This window comes from Companilactobacillus huachuanensis (assembly GCF_005404815.1).
GTDB lineage: Bacteria > Bacillota > Bacilli > Lactobacillales > Lactobacillaceae > Companilactobacillus > Companilactobacillus huachuanensis.
The window spans coordinates 112,021-132,841 of sequence record NZ_BJDF01000006.1; the positions used below are offsets into that span (position 1 = coordinate 112,021).

Here is a 20,821-nt window from a genome sequence, read left to right on the forward strand (position 1 = left end):
ATGCTTATTTCATTTGATATAAAGTGTTTTGAGGATTGAAGAAGTCAAATCGGATATAATAATTATTAGTAATAGTAACTATTACGAATTGTTTAATGTTAATCTAAACATTCATGAGATAATTTGTACTAAAGAAAATAAATTAGTCAGAGGACGGGGAAGTATTTGTGTTCTGAGGTTCGAGACCGTACTTTGACAAGCTAGTGAATATTTCCAGATCTGTAGACGGAATATTTAACTAGCACTAAACGTTAATATATAAACAACACATCTTCAGGGGAGACACTTTTGGAAAAAATCATTTCAATTAAAGACTTAAATTATACGTATCCAGAAGCAAAACGTTCAGCTATCAAGAATTTATCGCTCGACATTTATAAAAATGAATGGCTATCGATTGTGGGAAAGAACGGTAGTGGAAAGTCAACGTTGACAAAATTAATCGATGGTTTGATTGAGGCAGATTCCGGAACGATTGAAGTTGCTGGACAGATAATTAATGAAGAAAACATTTGGGAAGCGCGGACTAAGATTGGCATCATCTTTCAGAATCCTGATCATCAGTTTGTTGGGGCAACAGTTGAGGACGATGTAGCATTTGGTTTGGAAAACCAGGGTATGCCACGTGAAGAGATGGTCAAAGCAGTTGATGAGGCACTAATCTTGGTCAAGATGGCAGACTTTAAGGAACGTGATCCACAGTCATTATCAGGTGGTCAAAAGCAACGTGTGGCTATTGCCGGTGTTTTGGCGACAAAACCACAGATTGTTATTATGGACGAATCGACTAGTATGTTGGATCCAGATGGGCGTAAAACCGTTTTGAATCTTGTTCAACAACTGCGCAGTCAACAAGACCTAACAATTATTTCAATTACGCATGACATTGAAGAGACCGAATTGTCGCAAAGAATCGTAGTTTTGAATGATGGTCAAATCGTCAGTGATGGTAAACCTGAAGAAATCTATGATTTAGGGGCTGATTTGCAGAAATTTGGTCTTGAGGAGCCGTTTACGAGTGAATTGGTATCAACGCTAAGGGATACAATTAAATTGCCTGACGGCTATTTAAACGAAGAGGAGCTAAAGGAACAATTATGGAAATTACATTCGAACATGTAACACATTCATATAACCCAAATAGTCCGACGGCTAATCTGGGTTTAGATGATGTTTCGTTCAAGATCCAAGATAAGAAATTTACCGCCATTGTCGGACAAACCGGTAGTGGAAAATCAACACTGGTTCGACACATCAATGCCTTGTTAAAACCGACGTCTGGAACGATAACAGTTGGTGATAGAGTGATTACACCAGAGACTAATAATAAGAATCTCAAACCTTTACGTAAGCAAGTGGGCATGGTTTTCCAATTTCCAGAGAGTCAATTATTTGAAGATACTGTGGAAAAAGATATTATGTTTGGACCAATGAATTTTGGCGCTAGTGCTGATGATGCTAGGGAATCAGCTCATAAGATGATTAAACTAGTGGGGCTAGATGAATCATTGTTAGAACAGTCACCTTTTGACCTATCAGGGGGACAGATGCGTCGTGTGGCTATCGCTGGTGTTTTAGCTAGTGATCCAGAGACAATTATTTTGGATGAACCGACAGCGGGGCTTGATCCAGTTGGTCGTCAGGAGATTATGGATCTATTTAAGAGCTTGCAGCAAGATGGCAAGACAATAATCTTGATTACTCATAATATGGATGACGTGGCTAATTATGCTGAAGAAATGGCAGTTATCCACCGTGGAAAACTTATTGCACAAGGAATTCCTCAAGAAGTTTTCAACAACCAGGAGTTATTGAAAGAGGATTTGCTGACTTTGCCAAAAAGTGCTGCTTTTGCGAAAGAATTAACTGAAAAAGGTTTCTCATTTGAGAAGCTACCAATTACAATTAATGAGTTAGGAACTGAGATTGAACAACAGTTAAATGGTGATTAAGTAATGGATAAAATTATTTTGGGGAGATATTTACCGGGGGATTCACTAGTTTATCGCTTAGATCCACGTGGTAAATTCTTATTAACGTTTTATTTTGTGGGGATAGTTTTTCTAGCTAATAATGTGGCTTCATACGCTTTCTTACTGGCATTTGTTATCTTTGCGGTCTTTCTTTCAAAAATTAATTTTGGCTTCTTTTTAAAGGGACTGAAACCAGTGTTTTGGCTGATTCTATTTACAGTCGCGCTACAGCTCTTATTCACGCCAAGTGCAAATCCGCTGTGGCATTGGGGAATCTTCACGTTTTCTAAAGAAGGTTTAGTTATTGCGGGTTACATTTTTATCAGATTTATATTAATTATTTTTATTTCGACATTATTGACATTGACGACGACACCAATTGAGATTTCCGATTCGATCGAGAGCATTCTCAAGCCATTGAAAAAAATTAAATTTCCGGTGACTCAAGTTGCTTTAATGTTGTCGATTGCATTGCGATTCGTGCCATTACTAGTTGATGAAACAACTAAGATCATGGATGCACAACGTGCTCGTGGTGTTGATTTTGGTGAGGGTGGGTTGATCAAACGTATCAAATCATTTGTACCAATTCTGATTCCACTTTTTGTCAGCAGTTTTTCTATTGCCTATGATTTGGCTATTGCGATGGAGTCACGTGGTTATAAAGATGGTGAAGGACGAAGCAAGTATCGTGTCTTGAGCTGGGATAGACGAGACAATATCATGGTTATCTTTATGGCAGCAGTAACAGGCATTCTATTATTTTTACGGAGTTATTAATTTATGACAAGATACAAATTAACTATTTCTTATGATGGTACAAAGTTTCATGGCTTTCAGCGTCAAAATGAATTACGAACGGTTCAAGGTGTCATGGAGAAAGCCTTGACTAAGATGACTAAGGGACAACACATTGATATTGTTGGTTCTGGTAGAACTGATGCCGGTGTTCACGCCTTTGGACAGGTTATCCACTTTGATTATCCAGGTGAGATACCAGCGGAAAATATGCTTCGAGCTCTTAACTCACTCATGCCGCTAGATGTTTTAGTAAAAAAGGCAACAATTGTGGATAAAAATTTTCACGCTCGTTTTGGCGTTAAGAGAAAAACTTATCAATATCGAGTTGATTGTGGACACTATACGGATCCGTTCAAAAGGTTTTACACAGGGCATTATCCTTATAATTTGGCTGTGGATAAAATTCAAACAGCCTTAAAAGATCTTGAGGGTGAACACGATTTCACAAGTTTTGCTGCATCTGGTGGAGTGATAGAAAATAAAGTTAGGACTATCTATTCTGCTACATGTGTGTATAATAGGAACAATGACGAATTAGTTTTCGAATTTACAGGCAATGGCTTCCTATATAATATGGTTAGAATCTTAGTTGCTACTCTGTTAGAGATTGGTAATGGGCGCAGGGATGAACACGATTTCTTGAGGTTGTTTCAAGTGAAGAACCGCCAAGAAGCACGTGGTACAGCCCCAGCGAGTGGTCTATATTTAAAAGAAGTTTTTTATGAATAATCTGTGGATAAATATTGACTTAGAGTCGAAATCACAGTATTATTGTAACTGGTATTGTTTGCCCCACGATAGGCCCCGGAAACTTATTGAGTGTCAAAAAGACGTAGAAACTGGAGGAAATTAAAGTGCGTACAACACCATTAGCAAAAGCAAGTGAAGTTGAACGTAAATGGTATGTAATTGACGGTGAAGATGTTGTCTTAGGTAGACTTTCATCAGTTGTTGCTTCTATTCTTAGAGGTAAAAACAAACCAACTTACACACCTAACGTTGATACTGGTGATAATGTTATTATCATCAATGCAGATAAAGTTAGATTAACAGGTAAAAAGGCTAAGAATAAGATTTATTATTCTCACTCAGATCACCCAGGTGGGTTGAAGAGTATTAGTGCCGGCGAAAAGAGAGCTACAAAGCCAGAGCGCTTCGTTGAAGATTCAATTCGTGGCATGTTGCCTAAGAACAGTCTTGGTCGTATGGAAATCAAGAAGTTGCATGTATATGCAGGTTCAGATCACAGCCACCAAGCACAAAATCCAGAGATGTTGGATATCAACAAACTAATTTAAGGAGGAAAAGAATTTGGCACAAGTATCATACGCCGGAACAGGTCGTCGCAAGGACTCAGTTGCTCGTGTACGCCTAGTACCCGGAAACGGAAAGATTACTATCAACAAACGTGATGTCAAAGATTACATTCCTTTTGACAATTTGATTGCTGATATGAAACAACCTTTAGATGTTACTGAAACAGCAGATAGCTATGACGTTATTGCTAACGTTAATGGTGGAGGCTTCTCAGGACAAGCTGGAGCAATCAGACATGGTATCGCTAGAGCACTACTTGACGTTGATCCTGATTTCAGACCATCACTCAAGTCAGCCGGCTTTTTAACACGTGACCCTCGTATGAAGGAACGTAAGAAACCAGGTCTTAAGAAAGCTCGTAAGGCTTCACAATTCTCAAAACGTTAATATTTCTATTTTCAGTTTTGGATACGAAAACATCTCTCAGTGTGAGGGATGTTTTTTTTGTTTGGCTTTGGGGGTCACTGAAGAATGACGCTTATCAAATCTTACATGTTAATATTAGAGAGTACGCATGGTGCTAGTCGATAATTAACTGCAAGTATTCGTATCAATTGTATTTTAGAATGTAGAATAGTCCAGATATAAAAGAAATTGAATATTTTTACATTCAATTAATAACGATTAATTAGTCGGAAGAGCTGGAAAATATTTGTGTGCCGTGGAAGTGTTGTTATGGCTTTAGCCATTACAACACCGGGCGTGTTTGGAGCCTTGACGAACTATGTCAAGGCTTCAAACCGAGGCTCGAGACCGTTTCCCAGGCTCGAACCGTTCCGCACAGCTTGTGAATATTCCCCAGCTCTGGAGACGGCATATTTAACTAGCACCGCACGTTAGAGAATATAAAAGTATAAGAGGGAGCATTCAAAAATGTTAGATATCAATAAGTTATCCACAAGTTATCAAGTAAAAAAACTAACACCACTTGATGCCGATCATGCATTGCAATTGGTTCAAAGTAATCTTAATTTTTTTAATTTCTGTCCACCAGCTCCAACACGTCACAGTATTTTGGAAGATATGAAGATCGTTCCAGCTGATAAGAATTTGGATGATAAATACTATTTAGGTTACTATGATGAAGATAAATTAATTGCCATTTTGGACTTAATAACGGGTTATCCAGCTCCTAAAGACGCTTGGGTCGGCTTTTTCATGGTTGATGCTAAATGTCAGAAAAAAGGAATCGGTTCTAATATTTTTACTGATTTGGAAAATTCTTTGGATAAAAATGGCATCGAACGAATTGAATTAGCTTTTCCAAAGGGAAATGAGCAGAGCCAACAATTTCTATTGAAGAATAAATTTCTGCCTATGGATCGAGAAGTTCCGGTACCGGGTTATACAATGGTGATTATGGAAAAAGTTTTCCACAAGGATAACAAATAAAAAATCGTAGAAATTTTCTACGATTTTTTATTTTGTCTTTATGTCTACATAAATAGTGGCTGCCATCATTATTAAGATACCAATACCAATTAAACCGATGACTATCAAATGACGTTTCTTATTCATTAAGAAAACAGCAGCAAATTCACGGATCAAGGCATTAGGCAAGAAATAAAATCTTGTTGGTGCACCGACACCATTAGCTGCAAGACCTGCCATCTTGGCATATAGACCGGCTCGGAAGATATGGTAGTTATTACTGAAGAATTTGATATAAGCATTGTCAGCGCCGTAATCGTTTTGAATAATACTATTAGAAAATTGCATGTTCTGCAATGTATTACGGGATTTATCCTCTAAGATGATTAATTCTTCTTGCCAACCATGAGCAATTGCATAATCAGCCATGGCTCTAGCTTCCGATAGTTTTTCGTCAGGTCCTTGTCCACCTGAGAAAACAATTTTTGGTGCTGGACGACCCTTTCTGATCTGCTTATTAGCAAATTTCATTGCGGCATCTATTCGATTACCTAATAGTTTTGAAACGGTGTCACCGCCAATTAAGCCGGCACCTAGGACGATTAAGTAGTTGGCCTTATAACGCCGTGGTAAGAATTGATACAAGAATACACTGACCAAAAAGTTATAGGAACAAAGTAATATGTACAGTCCAATTACTGGTAGACCGGAAATTAAAGTGTTGAACCAATCTGGCAAAAATCTTGAATGGCTGGCTAAAACAGTATTAGCGAACCACAGTACGATTAGAAAGATTGCTAGAAATAATGTCAGCATATTTGAAAGTGTATGGCTTTCACGTTTCCAAACAACGATTGCATTCCATAATAATAATGCCCACATGAACAGCATTACTAGGGCAATGATACCCAAGATAAGTACGAATAGGACACCCATGACAACGATGAATTCTTGATTGCCTGTGCTAAAAATAAGCACTGCTAGCTCTCCTAAGAAAGTAATGAAGAAGATAGTAAAAGTTATCCCATGGATCAGTCTGCGTGGCTCTTTGAGCCAAAAATATAGGAATAGTCCGAATATAACGACTGTAGCTAGTCCCAGGTAAATGGAAATTTGCTGCATTTCATTAATGTACGGAGAAATTTCATTCATAAAATCACCTCACTATGACAAATTATATTTCCCCCTGAAATAATCATATTAATTTTATCATAAGGTGGTATTTAGTCCGAATGAAAGCCAATATTTTAAGTTTGTAAGCTTATAAATACTTACATATACTTATGAAAGCATATAAATGTGTTAAAATACTTATTGGAGGTGGAAATATGTATCAAGAACAACGTTTAGAAGAAATTTTAAAGTTATTACGTGTCGGCAATGTCCTAACAACTGAACAGATGATTGAACATTTTCAAGTTTCCCGCGATACGGTGAGACGAGATTTTGCCAAGTTATCACAAGCAGGTAAGGTCAAGCGAGTTCACGGTGGAATCATGCAGTTGTCGTCCAATGATGAGATAGTTTCATTTAATGATCGATTGGATGAATTCAGTGATGCAAAGAAACATATTGCTGAGTTAGCACAAATGTTTATTCAAGTTCAAGGTACATATTTCTTTGATGTGTCGACAACAATCCTGAAATTGGCTCAAATCGTCGATAAGAAAGTAACGATTTATACACATTCACTGGATAATGCCATTATGTTGAGCGGAAATCCTGAGATTAATTTGCATGCCTTAGGAGGAGAGTTCTTTCCCAAGAATCGTTTCTTTTATTCATTGAATGAGGCTGAAATTCTGAAACATATCAATTTTGATGTGGCGTTTATTGGTGCAGCCGGGTTGAAGGATGGTCAAGTTAGTTTTGAGGATCAAGAAGATGCTTATATAAAACAATTAATTATGAAAAACGCAAAAGTAAAAATTTTATTGGCTGAGAATGTTAAATTCACTAAGAAGTCGACTTATTCAATTGGCGAATTAGTCGATTTTGATTATTTGATTACTGATATTAAACCAAGTGCCGAAGTAATGGCAGCAATAACTGTTAAATATTGAGGAGGTACTATGATGATGGATATTAAGTTAATCTTGAGTGATATTGATGGAACAATTTTGAATGATGAAAATGTAGTCGATACTGGTCTTAAACAGGTTGTAGAGAGACTTCATCAAAAAGGTGTTCCTTTCGTTCTAGCATCAGCTCGTTCACCAGAAGGAATGCTACCAATAGCTAAAGAACTTGATGTTTTGGACAATCCGATTGCGTGTTATAACGGCGCTTTGGTCGTTAAAGATATTGGTAAAGTAGACTTTACAACTATCTTGAACCATGAACTCGATGTCAAAGAGGTTAAGAAGATTAACGAAGTCATACAAACACAATATCCGGGTATCTCAGTAAATCTCTACTCGGGTTCAGAATGGTATGTCGAAAAGGTCGACAAGTGGGTCAAAATTGAATCAAAAATCACTAAATTGGAACCTATTGTAACGGACATCGAACGACTGATTTCAGAACATAAAATCCCAATACATAAGCTTTTGTTGATAGGTGATCCTGAAACAATTGGTCAAGCTATGCAACACTTGCGTAACGGTGGATTTAGGAATAGTTCATTCTATCTTTCTAAACCAAACTACCTTGAAATTACAAACAGTCATGTTTCCAAAGAGCAGGCCTTGCGAGAACTGACTAAAGTTTATGACTTATCACTTGATAAAACCATGGCATTGGGTGATAACTTCAATGATGTGCCGATGCTGAAGCTTGCTGGGTTAGGAGTGGCAATGCAAAATGCTCCAGCTGAAGTTAAAAAGTATGCTAACGTGGTAACGGAATCCAATAATAAAAATGGTGTTTCTAAGGCTATCGAAAAATATGTTTTGTAATGAAAGAAGTAATCGTTATGGAGAAAATTTCAATTATTAAAGGAGATATTTCATATTTGCCAATTCATGTAGATGCAATCGTCAATGCTGCTAATAGTGCATTAGTACCAGGTGGTGGAGTTGATGGGGCACTAAATCGCAAGGCTGGTCCAAGTCTCGGACGTGATATGTTGAAATTTGGCGGTACACCAACCGGTACAGCAGTTTATACTCAGGCATACGATTTAAATGCGGATTGTGTAATTCATGCAGTTGGTCCCCGTTATAACGATGGTGATCATGGAGAAAAGCAACAGTTGATCGATGCATATGCTAGCTCAATGAGAATTGCCCAGCAGTTAGAGGTAAATTCAATAGCATTGCCATTTCTCAGTACCGGGATATATGGTTATCCATTGGCAGAAGCAATTATTGTGGCAATTGATACCATTATGAAATTCGATTTGGATGCAAGAATTTATTTTGTGGCATTTGATGATACAACCGAGAAATTAGCCAAGAAATATTTGAATACGAAAGATTAAAGTTAGAAGCTCTGGAAACGTCATACTTAATTAAACTTTCAACCTTTAGTTAATTGTCAAAATGGGATATATATTTCGAATAATCAAATGGCGGATTTTCTAATGAAATTAAAAAAATCAAATAAAGCTATTGACAAATATTCAATTAAGCTTTAATCTCTTAAACAACAAATCAATTCGTCCATAAACCGATGAGATGGAAGTCAAGATTATCGTGCACGCAAAGAGAGTTGCCGGTGCTGAGAATGGCAATCGAACGCAGATAGTTAAATGGACCATCGAGGGTCTCTCCGAAAAGTAATGAGTACGAGAGAACGTTAGGCATACGTAAGTTGTCGGAGGGATGTTGGTCCCTCGCTAAGAGTAATGGGTGATAGATGGTGAGTATTTTTGTGATACTCTCAGACTATCAATTCATTAAAACAAGGTGGCACCGCGGAAAATCCGTCCTTAAACTGTATAAGTTTATGGGCGGATTTTTTTTATTCTCAGGAGGTAGCATAATGACGAATTGTAAACGATGGCAAACTTCAAATTGATTAAAACATAATTTAAATTAATTTGGAGGAACTACTCATGAAAGAAATGCAAAAAGAAACTCAAGATGCCAGTCACTATGGTGAATTTGGTGGTCAATATATTCCCGAAGGTTTGATGAATGAACTAAATAATGTTGCGGATGCCTATAACAAATATAAGGATGATCCGGATTTTCTCAAGGAATTGCACGATTTATTAAATAATTATGCTAATCGCCCATCACTTTTATATTACGCAGACAAGATGACTAAAGATCTCGGTGGAGCCAAAATTTATCTCAAACGTGAAGATTTGAATCATACTGGTGCACACAAAATCAATAACGTTATTGGACAAGCTTTAATTGCTAAAAGAATGGGTAAGACACGGTTGATTGCTGAAACTGGAGCGGGTCAACACGGTGTTGCAACAGCTACGATTGCTGCTCTTTTCGGAATGGAATGCGAAATCTTCATGGGAAAGATTGATACTGATCGACAAAAACTTAACGTTTATCGTATGGAATTACTAGGTGCAAAGGTTCATCCAGTAACGAGTGGTTCAATGGTCCTAAAGGATGCCGTTAACGCTGCTTTACAAAATTGGGCTTCGAGAATTGATGATACTTTTTACGTGTTAGGGTCAGCGGTTGGTCCATACCCATTTCCTGAGATGGTGCATGATTTTCAAAGTGTTATCAGTAAAGAATCCAAAGCTCAAATTTTGAAGGCTGAAGGTCGCTTGCCAGATACCGTCGTAGCATGTGTTGGTGGCGGTAGTAATGCAATTGGTAGCTTTGCCAAATATATTGATGACAAAGATGTTGAATTGATTGGTGTTGAAGCTGCTGGTAAAGGTGTTGATACCGACCAAACTGCAGCAACCATGGAACGTGGTACAGTTGGAATTTTTCATGGTATGAAATCACTATTCCTCCAAAACTCGGACGGTCAAATTGATCAAGTTTATTCGATTTCTGCCGGTTTGGATTATCCGGGCGTTGGACCAGAACATGCACGCCTAGCTGAATTAAAACGTGCTAAATATGTTGGTATTACTGACGATGAAGCAGTCGATGCTTTTGAATATATCGCCAAAACAGAAGGAATCATCGCCGCTATTGAGAGTTGTCATGCTATTGCTTATGTGATGAAGTTAGCCCCAACGATGAGTAAGGACCAGATTATTATTTGTACAGTGTCTGGTCGTGGTGATAAGGATGTTGCATCAATTGCTAAGTATAGAGGGGTAGATATCAATGACTAATTTAAAAGAAATATTTGCAGATAAAAAGGTGTTTATTCCATTTGTAGTTGCCGATGATCCAGACATTGAGACTACCGTTCAAAGTATTTTGACATTGGCTGAAAATGGAGCCGACATTATTGAATTAGGGGTGCCGTTCTCAGATCCAGTAGCTGATGGGCCAGTGATTCAAAAAGCTGATTTACGTGCTTTTGCGGCCGGAGTAAATAGAAATATTGTTTTTGAAATCGTTGAAAAAGTTCGTCAGACTAGTGATGTTCCAATTATCTTTGACACGTATTTAAATATTCCATTCAAATATGGATATGATAAATTTTGTCAGAAGTGTCAGGAGTTAAATGTTGCTGGCTTGATTATTCCTGATGCTCCAATTGAAGAGCAAGCTGAATTGAAGCCATTTGCTGATAAATATGGAATTGATTTAGTTCCAACAGTCGCACCAACATCAGCTGGGAGAACTGAAAAATTAGCTCAAGCTGCAACTGGATTTATCTATGTGATTTCAATCTTTGGAGCAGCTGGCGTGAGTGATGAGCTGGCTACACAACAGTTACAAGTGACAGTTCAACAAATTAGAGCAGTTAGTGATGTTCCGATAGTTACTGCTACAGAACAAGTTGAAAAAGTTGCTGGTTTGGTTGATGGAATCCTTAGCGAGAATGCTGTGGTTAAAATTATTGCAGACGGTGGGGATGTTCAGAAGAATTTGAAGGAATATGTTCTTAATATCAATAATACTATGAGGATTAATGCGTTATAACAAAATATGAAATTATAAATAGGAGGCAGCCACCTGTGTATGTTTAGATGGATGTCTCTTTGTTTATTTCGGATAAATTTTAAACTTGTTAAAAATAAAAAAACAAAAAATTGATTCGTCCTTATATTCGTTTTTGTTGTATTGCACCCTTATTAGTAGGAAAAATGTGATTTTTTTAATATCCTAAAAAGATCATATTAGAGTAATAGGAGCAAAGAAGTAAATGAATATTAAGGATTTTAGAAATATCGTAGATAATCAGATTGAAGGGTTAACCATTGTTCCCTTACGGACAGGATCTTCGAAAACCTACACAGCTATGGATTTTATTAGCGAGTCGAATGATTCAAAATATAATCGAATAATTTATATCACTAATAGAAATAATAACCTTCCGATAAAAGAGTTGAAGACCGCTTTTAATAGGCATGGATTAGCAGATTCGGATTGGAAAAATAAAGTTTTGATTGTTAAATCTAATTTTGATTCTATTGTGGAGAATTTACCACATGCTAACATTCCTTCCATGTTTAAATCAGATGTTTATCAAAAATTAATCGAACAAATTGATACGTATAAAATTCATTCTCAAAATAATAAAAACGATGATTTGAAAGAAGTTGCAAAAAGTTACATTGAGAATGGATTGGGTTCTGGTAAAGGGCTGGAAAAAGAATTTAGTCATGAAATATATATTAAATTACGAAGTTTTGCAATTGGACAGCTTGAAAATACCAATTCTCAATTATCTATCAAAGAATGTATGTTGAAGGCTGTTAGAGAGGATAAACGATTTAAATGGATTTCAACTGTTTATCCAACTATTTTTATAGAAGATTATCAAATATTAATGATGAACACATCTAAATTTCTTACTTCTTATAATACGGTAGTTGGAGGGGCCCAGCAATTTTTAACTGCTAAAGGAATAATTGATAACTCATTGATTATTATTGATGAGTTTGATCAAACTAAGCATGTGATTTTGAATAAAATAGAAGATCAAGCTATTAAAAGTGTGGGAGATGTTTTTAAGGATTTTCAAGGGTTTCAACAGGTATTTGATTGCAAAATTTCCGCGGATTTGAAAAAGTTACAAAATCCTAAAATGATTAAAAAATTTGAGGAAATAAAACTTAAATATACTAAAATCCAAAATAAATATTATACCAATACCAATTGGTATCTTGACGAGATTAATTCGGGTCATGAGTTAATGTTTTTCGATGGAAAATTGAATACCTTTTTAAAAGGTGATTCAAAAAAAAGGTTGTATAGTTCTTATAATTCAAACAATCCAGAAGTTTCTATGAAAATTGTTGATAAGAAAGAGAAAAATGACGACAATATTAGCGTTTTAGGTGCGCTCTTTGAAATAAATGGTTTTTATAGAGAACTAGGTTATTATTTTAACAATTTTGCTCGAAAGTATATGGAGAATCAAGCAATTGTCCACAGTAACCTTGATATTAAGATAGATTATAATAATGCTCTATCAACTATTACTCATATTTATAAAATGGATAAGAAACAATCCGAAATTATTCTAAATGAGACGCTATATGCAAGTAAAACATTGCCTGCGAAAGTATTTAAATATAAAACAAATTCGTTTTATGATTATGGATTACAATTGACCTTTTTGGAAAATGGGATTAATCATAACCTTAGTACTGTTTTTAATACATATACTATTTGGGATACACCGGAGAAAATAATGCTCTACTTAGCAAAAAAGGCACATATAGTAGGATTATCCGCAACGGCAGGAATAAAAAGTAATCTTTCTAATTATGATTTAGATTATTTAAAGAGATTCTTGGGTGAAAACTTTTTTAATGCAGTTGAAGATAAATTGATTTCAGAGGAGACTTTGAATGAATTAAAGAAACAAGATGAGGAATATTCAAATCAAAATATAAATATTAGTTCATATTCAACCGAGGAAATAAGTAAATATATGGATCAAGGTGATCATTCAAGGCCAGGGGAATTAAATGAAATTTTAAAGAAAATAGTTGGAGAGAATTTGTCGAAAGACAAAATAATTTACATTGGAAATGGCATTCAAAGTCGAACCACAAATGATTACCTTATAAAAAGATATTTAGAAATTATTCAGGCAATAGCAATTTTTTTTGAAAATAATAATTTAGAATCCTTCTTGTGTTTAAATAACAAATCCGCTAAAGAGAATGACAAAAAATTAGATTTGAATCTTTTGAAGGATGTTTTTGATTACTTTAACGAGGAAAATTCTGATGATGCAATTATGATTAATTTACAAGGTAAAAATTTTGCAGAAACTAAGGAAAATATAAAACATCAACTACATACTGGTAAAAGAGTTTTTGTAATAAGCACATACCAAACTATGGGAGATGGTCAAAACTTACAATATACTCCGTATAGTTCTGAAAAATTAAAGTGTATTAGTACGCAGACATTTTCTACGTCAGATCAACGTTATTCAAAAAAAGATTTTGATGGTTTGTTTCTAGGAGAGATAACTTATGTCACCGAGAATCTAGCGGATTCTAATTTTGATGTAAGGAATTTGTTGAATTGCCTATTTCAAATTGAATATTTATTTAACTCATATGAGATAAGTGTTAAAGAAAAAGATGAATTAATAACTAGGGGATTACAAAGAATGTCGGATGAGGAAACTCACGATAACTTTAAGTTGATAACCAAAGACTCAAGTCGTAGAAAAATATTAACAACTGTTATTCAAGCTGTTGGACGATTAAACCGGACATTTAACAAGAATGAAATATGTATTCTGATTTCTGAAAACTTATTAAACAAACTTCCATATGACGACTTAAAGAACATGCAACAAGATGGGTTATTAACAAAAGAAATGGTTGGTATTTTTGAATTATTGAAGAAAAAATCATCAATATCCCAATCGGTGAATGATAAAAATCGTCAAAATAGTGCTAGAAATAGAAATGATGATTGTGAGCTATTTGTTTACCGCATCCTAAATGATTTCAATCAAACTGAAAATCGTGATGCTGAACAAGTCTATGATGATCTGAGAGAGTTTGTTTTAAAACATCCAGTTTTGGATGAAAGAAAACGTAATAGTTATAGTGATTATTATTTTACAAAGGACGGTCCGGCTTATTGGGTCGGTAATGAAAAGACCCCTAATTATTATTTCAAAAAAAATATAGTTCAAGAACCGTTGAAGGAAATATCTGAGAGAACTTCAACATTACCGAATTTTATGAGAAACCCAATAGTACATAAGTATTTTATAGATAACGGTTGGCCAACAGAGTTCAAGACAAATGGCAAAATAATGTGCCCCTACCTTTTCCAATTTATTTATAAGGCAATAGTTGCGGAAAAAGCTGGAATTGCGATACTAGAAGATCGACTGAATATTAAGTTAAAACGATTTTCTAAAGAGGGATTGTTTGAAAAATTTGATTATGAGTTTATGGATGGACAAATAGTAGTTGATTTTAAAAACTGGAAAAATTTTGATAAGGACTTTAAACAAGAAATAAAGTGCATATCAAAGAAATTAGACGAGGTTAAGGGAAAGAAAGCATTTATTATTAATTTAATTGAAGATAGAAATTATCATCCTTATGAAACTAATGATGAACGAATCGTAATTGTACAGAGTTTAATGAATAAGGAAGGTGTTTTGAACGATGGAAATATTCGAAGAATCGCAAAAGAAATTGCCCAAATTAGTTAATACCATTGACTTCGTTACAGACAATCAAAAGATACGATCTAACTTTGATATCTTTGAATTTAAAAGATTGGAGCCAGATGAATCTGATGTTAAAAATGACTCAAAAAAATATATAAATTTTCCGTATGAAAAGTTGCATGATATTAAAAAATGTACAATTGCAGATCAATATTATTCAGTATTTTTGATTGCACTTAAAGATGAAACCAGCTTAGAATATCTGCAAAATTTACAAATTAATGATTACCAAGTGAGTGTTAGTGATATTAATGATTTGAGAGAACATCCTTCAAGTTTAGTTAATTTATTCTTAAACCTATATGGTTCTAAAATTCTTCCTCAAACAAGAATTAGTGAAAGTACATCATGCATTTACGGTGATTTCTTTTATCCCGTTGGTGAAAATAAGAATCCTTATAATAGATATGTATTGAAGTTTAAGTATTACAAAGGTTTGAATATGACGGTTCAATCGTTTAAGAAACGGATTAATGAGCGTGGTGTTAAATATTTTTGGGATGATAACTCATTAGTTCCAACGAGAATTTACAATTCAATTGATGATACAAGTAATTGCTGGGTTAAGGGTGGAAAAAATAGTAAGAAAAATTCAATAACTTTTTTATCACTTAAAAATTTTGAAGAATATAAAAAATCTAAGGTTGGCTCTTTATATACAATATTGGATGATTTTAATGAAGATATGAGGAACTATGTTAAATTCTTTTTAAATGAAATGCCGGAGAATGAAGAGATTGTTTATCGATTATCTTCAAATAAACAGTCATTTTTAAAAAATGCAATCAAGTATTTTTCTAACAAAGAAATTAATATTGTTGATTATATAAATGAAGATAAATCGATACAGTTTGTAGAAATACTTAGTGTATTGTTAAAGCAGGAATTTCCAAGTTTAGGTGTTCAAAAAAGTGAAAATCTGAAATCAGGAATAAATATTTCGATAATTAAGAATAGAGATTATTATTTGAAAGAAAATTTAGATGATCCATATCAATCTTCTTCAAAGAATGTGATAGTACAAAATATAACTGAGGATAATCTGGAAATAAAAGAGAAGACTGATTTAATTAGGAATACAATATTTTTGAAAATCTTACAGGAACTGATGGTGAAAGATAGTATTGGAAAAAATAGAATTGATTTTGATGTTATTCCTAAAGCAAAAATAAATTCGAAATATAGATTTGTGACATTCCATAATAAATACGTTGTAACTTCCCGATTTGATGTCGATGGCAAGATTGATTTTGATATAGAAAAATCAGAAGATTTTTTTAATGAAGAATCAGTTCTTGTTCATAATTTAGCAGATTTGGGAATTGAAAATAAAAATAAAGGAACGGTGGAATGTGTCTTTTATGATGATGTTAAAAATCCAAATGTTATTCTAAATATTGGAATTTATGAATTGCCTAGGATGAAACGTGCTAGTAAAAGATTGGAGCTTGCCGATAGAAAGCGAAAGGTGAATGTTTGTCAGATTATTAATGATTTAAAATTATTTGAAAATAAGTACGTGGAATATAAGTGCAATGATCACTTGAAAACTGTTAAGCAGCTTTTGAATGAAATCGATATGGAAAATATAAGTTTGGGTGAGTATTGCCAATTATTAGGTAAATGTAATATTACTGGGAAGAAAAAAATTGGTAAAGCATATACAGAGTTCTTACTTGAAATAGATAGTTCGTATATAGCTTTCAGCAATCATAAGGGTAAAGAATTTAAAGCGGACTATTCACCGCTGTACTGGAATCACTTTTTTAAAAGTATTCCAGGAATCGATAATAAAATTTATGCGAGAGGAATTAGAGTTCCAGTTAATCATGAGTTTTATTCTGTTGCTGAGGGAACCGAAAGTATTAAGCAGACATATGAGAAGGGATATCCAATCAGAGAAATTAGGAATAAGGGTTTTAGATTCTCATAAGAATTCAATAAATCATTGTCAGAGATGTTTGACGTTGATTTTGTACGGATAAATGAAGCAACCGTTGTTCCGTTCCCAGTAAAGTTTAATCGTGAGTACTTTAATATGATGAAAGATACTTTATAGGCACATCAAAGTACCTATATAACAAAAAAGTGCATACTATCCAAGTTATGCAATTCGGTTTATATTAATAATACGAATTCAACAACAAGGAGAAAAACATGATTACTTCATTAAATGATCGCATTAAATTGAACAATGGTACGTCCATTCCTGGACTTGGTTTAGGTGTCTTCCAAATTCCTAATGAGGAAACAGCCGATGTTGTAGCTAATGGCATCAAACAAGGTTACCGTTTGATTGATACAGCTCAAGTATATGGTAACGAAGAGGGTACAGGCGAAGGTATTAGTCGAGGTTTAAAGGAAAATAATTTACAACGTGAGGATTTATTTATCACATCCAAGGTTTGGAATAATCATTTAACTTATGATGAAACTATTGCCGCCGCCAATGACAGTCTAAAAAAACTGGGACTTGATTATCTAGATTTATATTTGATTCACTGGCCTGGTGATGATTCTTTCAAGGATTCATATTTGGCATTGGAACAATTATATAAAGAAGGTAAAATCAAAGCGATTGGTGTCAGCAACTTTCAAATTCACCATTTAGAGGAATTGGCTAAATTTGCTACAGTTACACCAGTTTTGAATCAAGTGGAGTCACATCCTAAACTGATTCAATCTGAACTTCGCAATTATGTAGCAGAACATGACATCAAGATTCAAGCTTGGTCACCATTAATGCAAGGTAAGATTTTGAAGGATGCAACATTGCAAGCTATCGCCGACAAATATGGTAAGTCAGTTGCTCAAGTAATTTTACGTTGGGATATTCAAAGGGATGTTTTGCTCGTCGTTAAATCAGTGCATCCAGCGCGTATGCAAAGTAATGCTGATGTCTTTGACTTTACATTGGATCAAGCTGAAATGGATAAAATCAACGCAATGAACGAGGATTTACGTGTTGGTCCTAATCCAGATGAATTTGATTTCTAATTAGGAGGTATGTATATGGATCTTCATTTAACAAATAAAGTAGCTTTGATTACCGGATCAACTAAAGGTATCGGTAAAGCAATTGCAATTGAAATGGCGCGTGAAGGAACCAATGTCATTATTAATGGAAGAAAACAGCCAGAAGTCGATACGGTCGTAGATGAAATTAAGCGTGATTTTCCCGAAACAAAGCCAGCCGGAATTGCAGCAGATTTGGCAAACGAAACTGATCGTCAGAAATTATTTGATCAAGTATCGAAAGTCGATATTTTAGTTAATAATATGGGGATTTTTCAGCCAATGGATTATTACGATATTGATGATGAAACTTGGGAGAAATTCTTTCATGTCAACGTATTGGCTGGCAATTCGTTGGCTAAATTTTATTTGCCAAAAATGCTTGATCAAGATTTCGGTCGCATAATCTTTATTGCTAGTGAAGAGGCCATAATGCCGTCTGGAGAAATGCCTCAATATAGTATGACCAAGTCGATGAACCTTTCATTAGCAAAGAGCTTGTCTAAACTAACCGTCGCTACGCATGTGACAGTCAATACCATCATGCCCGGATCAACTTTGACTGAAGGTGTCCAGAAGATGCTCGATGATATGTATCAGGACAGTGAACTACCTAAGGATATGTGGGAGAAGGACTTTATGAAGAATCACCGTTCTCGTTCACAAATTCAACGTTTGATTAGGCCCAAAGAAATTGGCCGATTCACAGCTTTTGTTGCTAGTCCTGATGCTTCATCATTTTCTGGAGAAGCGTTACGAGTAGATGGTGGATTAGTTCCAACAATTTTTTAAACTTGAACAAAAAAGTAGGTAATTGGAATATATTCCAATTACCTACTTTGTCTTTTGTATTTTTATCATGAACCAGTTCTAATTTACCACTTGTTCTTTAACATATTCCGCATACAAGGCATGATCTTTCATCAATTCTTGATGTGTTCCATGTCCAGTAACAGAGCCATTTTCGATAAAGTAAATTTGATCTGCGTCAACGATTGTCGACAATCTGTGAGCGATAACTAAAGTGGTTCTGCCAACCATCAATTGATCTAAAGCACGTTGAACTTTTTCCTCTGATTCAGAATCCAAACTAGCAGTAGCTTCGTCCAACATCAAAATCTTGGGATCGCGGAGAAAGGCTCTGGCAATGGCAATTCTTTGTTTTTGACCACCAGATAGTTTAACACCTCGTTCACCAATTTGGGTATCGAGTTTATCAGGGAAGTTGTAGACGAATTCATCAGCGTAAGCCAACTCTAGTCCATGCCACAATTGGTCATCAGTTAATTGTTTGTCCAAGCCATATTGTAAATTATCGCGGATACTGCCGGCAAAGACAGCACTATCTTGGGAAACATAACCGATTTGTGAACGCCAACTAGCAAGGTCGATATTTTTAATATCTTGTTTGCCGATTAAAATTGATCCTTCGTCTGGTTGATAAAATCTTTCTAGTAGTGAGAAAATTGTTGATTTACCACCACCAGAAGGGCCAGCAAAGGCGATAACGGTGTTAGGAGTAGCTTCGAAGGAAACGTTATGCAAAATTTGTTCCCCAGTATCATAACTGAAGTCCAAATGAGCTGCGGTGATAGTTTTCCCTTCAACATCGACAGCTGCTCCAGTTGTATCGACTTCTGGTTCAGTATTCAGAATCTCTTGAATTCGTTCAGTCGAACCCATAGCCTTTTGAACTTGTGAGAAGAATGTCGCAAAACTGGCTACAGGAGTGATGATATTGAATAAATATAGTAGAAATGCAACTAAGGAACCACTTGATAACGTACCTTGTTGAATTCTGACCGCACCATATCCTAAAATTCCGACGAATATACCCAACATGGCTGTTGTCATGATTGGCTGAAGAACGGCCTCAACACGAGCATCTTTGATACCAACTCTAAAGATTTTATCAATCAAAGTGCCACCGGTAGTCTTTTCAAATGATTCACCATTGCTGGATTTAATCAAACGGACTTCGGATAGTTTTTCACTGGCATCAGCATTGAAGTCAGCTGTAGCAGCCTGTAATTTTCGTCCAAGTTTTGACATGATTCGTCCAATTGGTAAAAGGATTAGAACAAAAATTGGAATTGTTCCAAACATTAAAGATGCCATACGCCAATCCATGAAGAAAAGAATAATCATTGAACCGACAAGTTGAATCGCACCAGTAATGAAATTGGGGAATTGCGAAGTGATTAAATCCTTGATAACACTTGTATCATTAACTAGACGTGAACTAGTTTCACCAGATTTGTGATCATCGAAATAATCAACTGGTAGATTTAAAAGGTGGGCCCAGAGTTTTTCACGTAATGTTTTAACAGAGCTTTCACCGACATAACGTAAAATATAACCTCCTACCGTTCCAAATCCCAATTGGATTAAGAAAGCTAGAATCAAAACAGCCAACATTTTCCCATCAATTTTTGAAAGACCACTTGTATCAACTAACCCCTTGGTAAGCTGTGGCACAATCAAACTGGCACCACTAGTTACTAAACTCAGTAGCATCCCTAAAATAAATAATCCTTTTTTAGGGTTAACACTATTGATTAAACGCATAAAATCTCGAAATTTGAATGTACCGTTACGCTTTGGCAATTCAGCTCTCATCATTGCTCCATCGTGCATTG

The 20,821-nt window shown here is 35.2% G+C and carries 18 protein-coding genes; 16 read left to right on the forward strand and 2 right to left on the reverse strand.

The window, feature by feature from the left end; all coding sequences use genetic code 11:
- Nucleotides 1-288 precede the first annotated feature (288 nt).
- From FFM71_RS05010 to FFM71_RS05040, 7 genes are all read left to right on the forward strand, one after another.
- Nucleotides 289-1,122, forward strand: a complete 834-nt coding sequence (locus FFM71_RS05010) for an energy-coupling factor ABC transporter ATP-binding protein (protein ID WP_137611079.1) — start codon at nt 289-291, stop codon at nt 1,120-1,122.
- Nucleotides 1,098-1,952 (forward strand): energy-coupling factor ABC transporter ATP-binding protein, encoded by an 855-nt coding sequence (locus FFM71_RS05015; RefSeq protein WP_137611080.1) that lies wholly within the window; start codon nt 1,098-1,100, stop codon nt 1,950-1,952. The genes FFM71_RS05010 and FFM71_RS05015 overlap by 25 nt, the downstream gene beginning before the upstream one ends.
- A gap of 3 nt (nt 1,953-1,955) precedes the next feature.
- Nucleotides 1,956-2,753 carry an energy-coupling factor transporter transmembrane component T family protein gene (locus FFM71_RS05020; protein ID WP_137611081.1) on the forward strand — a complete coding sequence of 266 codons (798 nt, stop codon included), beginning with the start codon at nt 1,956-1,958 and terminating at the stop codon, nt 2,751-2,753.
- Between the two features lie 3 nt (nt 2,754-2,756).
- Nucleotides 2,757-3,503, forward strand: a complete 747-nt coding sequence (gene truA, locus FFM71_RS05025; protein WP_137611082.1) for a tRNA pseudouridine(38-40) synthase TruA — start codon at nt 2,757-2,759, stop codon at nt 3,501-3,503.
- A 125-nt stretch (nt 3,504-3,628) separates the two neighbouring features.
- Nucleotides 3,629-4,072 (forward strand): 50S ribosomal protein L13, encoded by a 444-nt coding sequence (gene rplM / locus FFM71_RS05030; protein ID WP_137611083.1) that lies wholly within the window; start codon nt 3,629-3,631, stop codon nt 4,070-4,072.
- Nucleotides 4,073-4,085: 13 nt separating this feature from the next.
- Nucleotides 4,086-4,478, forward strand: coding sequence for a 30S ribosomal protein S9 (gene rpsI, locus FFM71_RS05035; protein WP_010018559.1), 393 nt, complete (start codon nt 4,086-4,088; stop codon nt 4,476-4,478).
- Between the two features lie 486 nt (nt 4,479-4,964).
- Nucleotides 4,965-5,483, forward strand: coding sequence for a GNAT family N-acetyltransferase (locus FFM71_RS05040; protein ID WP_137611084.1), 519 nt, complete (start codon nt 4,965-4,967; stop codon nt 5,481-5,483).
- A 27-nt stretch (nt 5,484-5,510) separates the two neighbouring features.
- Here FFM71_RS05040 and FFM71_RS05045 read toward each other — a convergent pair whose 3' ends face one another.
- Nucleotides 5,511-6,614 (reverse strand): YdcF family protein, encoded by a 1,104-nt coding sequence (locus tag FFM71_RS05045; protein WP_137611085.1) that lies wholly within the window; start codon nt 6,612-6,614, stop codon nt 5,511-5,513.
- Nucleotides 6,615-6,790: 176 nt separating this feature from the next.
- On the opposite strand from FFM71_RS05045, the gene FFM71_RS05050 reads away from it, so the two are divergent.
- From FFM71_RS05050 to FFM71_RS05090, 9 genes are all read left to right on the forward strand, one after another.
- Complete coding sequence (locus FFM71_RS05050; RefSeq protein ID WP_137611086.1) at nt 6,791-7,525, forward strand: DeoR/GlpR family DNA-binding transcription regulator; 735 nt, start codon at nt 6,791-6,793, stop codon at nt 7,523-7,525.
- A gap of 9 nt (nt 7,526-7,534) precedes the next feature.
- Complete coding sequence (locus tag FFM71_RS05055; RefSeq protein WP_171000475.1) at nt 7,535-8,359, forward strand: Cof-type HAD-IIB family hydrolase; 825 nt, start codon at nt 7,535-7,537, stop codon at nt 8,357-8,359.
- Between the two features lie 17 nt (nt 8,360-8,376).
- Entirely contained in the window at nt 8,377-8,883 is a 507-nt protein-coding gene (locus FFM71_RS05060) for a macro domain-containing protein (protein ID WP_137611087.1), read from the forward strand.
- A 576-nt stretch (nt 8,884-9,459) separates the two neighbouring features.
- Nucleotides 9,460-10,668 (forward strand): tryptophan synthase subunit beta, encoded by a 1,209-nt coding sequence (gene trpB, locus FFM71_RS05065; protein ID WP_137611088.1) that lies wholly within the window; start codon nt 9,460-9,462, stop codon nt 10,666-10,668.
- Nucleotides 10,661-11,428 (forward strand): tryptophan synthase subunit alpha, encoded by a 768-nt coding sequence (gene trpA / locus FFM71_RS05070; RefSeq protein WP_137611089.1) that lies wholly within the window; start codon nt 10,661-10,663, stop codon nt 11,426-11,428. The genes trpB and trpA overlap by 8 nt, the downstream gene beginning before the upstream one ends.
- A 223-nt stretch (nt 11,429-11,651) precedes the next feature.
- Nucleotides 11,652-15,149 (forward strand): hypothetical protein, encoded by a 3,498-nt coding sequence (locus FFM71_RS05075; protein ID WP_137611090.1) that lies wholly within the window; start codon nt 11,652-11,654, stop codon nt 15,147-15,149.
- Entirely contained in the window at nt 15,103-17,100 is a 1,998-nt protein-coding gene (locus tag FFM71_RS05080; RefSeq protein ID WP_137611091.1) for a hypothetical protein, read from the forward strand. The genes FFM71_RS05075 and FFM71_RS05080 overlap by 47 nt, the downstream gene beginning before the upstream one ends.
- Before the next feature lie 224 nt (nt 17,101-17,324).
- Nucleotides 17,325-18,164, forward strand: coding sequence for an aldo/keto reductase (locus FFM71_RS05085; RefSeq protein WP_137611092.1), 840 nt, complete (start codon nt 17,325-17,327; stop codon nt 18,162-18,164).
- 15 nt (nt 18,165-18,179) lie between these two features.
- On the forward strand, nt 18,180-18,974 hold the full coding sequence (locus FFM71_RS05090; RefSeq protein ID WP_137611093.1) for an SDR family NAD(P)-dependent oxidoreductase: 795 nt from the start codon (nt 18,180-18,182) through the stop codon (nt 18,972-18,974).
- Nucleotides 18,975-19,052: 78 nt separating this feature from the next.
- Here FFM71_RS05090 and FFM71_RS05095 read toward each other — a convergent pair whose 3' ends face one another.
- Nucleotides 19,053-20,819 (reverse strand): ABC transporter ATP-binding protein, encoded by a 1,767-nt coding sequence (locus tag FFM71_RS05095; RefSeq protein WP_137611094.1) that lies wholly within the window; start codon nt 20,817-20,819, stop codon nt 19,053-19,055.
- Nucleotides 20,820-20,821 lie beyond the last annotated feature (2 nt).

What these genes read in the sequence shown, in the direction of transcription:
- FFM71_RS05015 (WP_137611080.1), top strand. Translation starts at nt 1,098, where the DNA reads ATGGAAATTACATTCGAACATGTAACACATTCATATAACCCAAATAGT.
- FFM71_RS05020 (WP_137611081.1), top strand. Translation starts at nt 1,956, where the DNA reads ATGGATAAAATTATTTTGGGGAGATATTTACCGGGGGATTCACTAGTT.
- truA (WP_137611082.1), top strand. Translation starts at nt 2,757, where the DNA reads ATGACAAGATACAAATTAACTATTTCTTATGATGGTACAAAGTTTCAT.
- FFM71_RS05040 (WP_137611084.1), top strand. Translation starts at nt 4,965, where the DNA reads ATGTTAGATATCAATAAGTTATCCACAAGTTATCAAGTAAAAAAACTA.
- FFM71_RS05045 (WP_137611085.1), bottom strand. Translation starts at nt 6,614, where the DNA reads ATGAATGAAATTTCTCCGTACATTAATGAAATGCAGCAAATTTCCATT.
- FFM71_RS05050 (WP_137611086.1), top strand. Translation starts at nt 6,791, where the DNA reads ATGTATCAAGAACAACGTTTAGAAGAAATTTTAAAGTTATTACGTGTC.
- FFM71_RS05055 (WP_171000475.1), top strand. Translation starts at nt 7,535, where the DNA reads ATGATGATGGATATTAAGTTAATCTTGAGTGATATTGATGGAACAATT.
- FFM71_RS05060 (WP_137611087.1), top strand. Translation starts at nt 8,377, where the DNA reads ATGGAGAAAATTTCAATTATTAAAGGAGATATTTCATATTTGCCAATT.
- trpB (WP_137611088.1), top strand. Translation starts at nt 9,460, where the DNA reads ATGAAAGAAATGCAAAAAGAAACTCAAGATGCCAGTCACTATGGTGAA.
- trpA (WP_137611089.1), top strand. Translation starts at nt 10,661, where the DNA reads ATGACTAATTTAAAAGAAATATTTGCAGATAAAAAGGTGTTTATTCCA.
- FFM71_RS05075 (WP_137611090.1), top strand. Translation starts at nt 11,652, where the DNA reads ATGAATATTAAGGATTTTAGAAATATCGTAGATAATCAGATTGAAGGG.
- FFM71_RS05080 (WP_137611091.1), top strand. Translation starts at nt 15,103, where the DNA reads ATGGAAATATTCGAAGAATCGCAAAAGAAATTGCCCAAATTAGTTAAT.
- FFM71_RS05085 (WP_137611092.1), top strand. Translation starts at nt 17,325, where the DNA reads ATGATTACTTCATTAAATGATCGCATTAAATTGAACAATGGTACGTCC.
- FFM71_RS05090 (WP_137611093.1), top strand. Translation starts at nt 18,180, where the DNA reads ATGGATCTTCATTTAACAAATAAAGTAGCTTTGATTACCGGATCAACT.
- FFM71_RS05095 (WP_137611094.1), bottom strand. Translation starts at nt 20,819, where the DNA reads ATGCACGATGGAGCAATGATGAGAGCTGAATTGCCAAAGCGTAACGGT.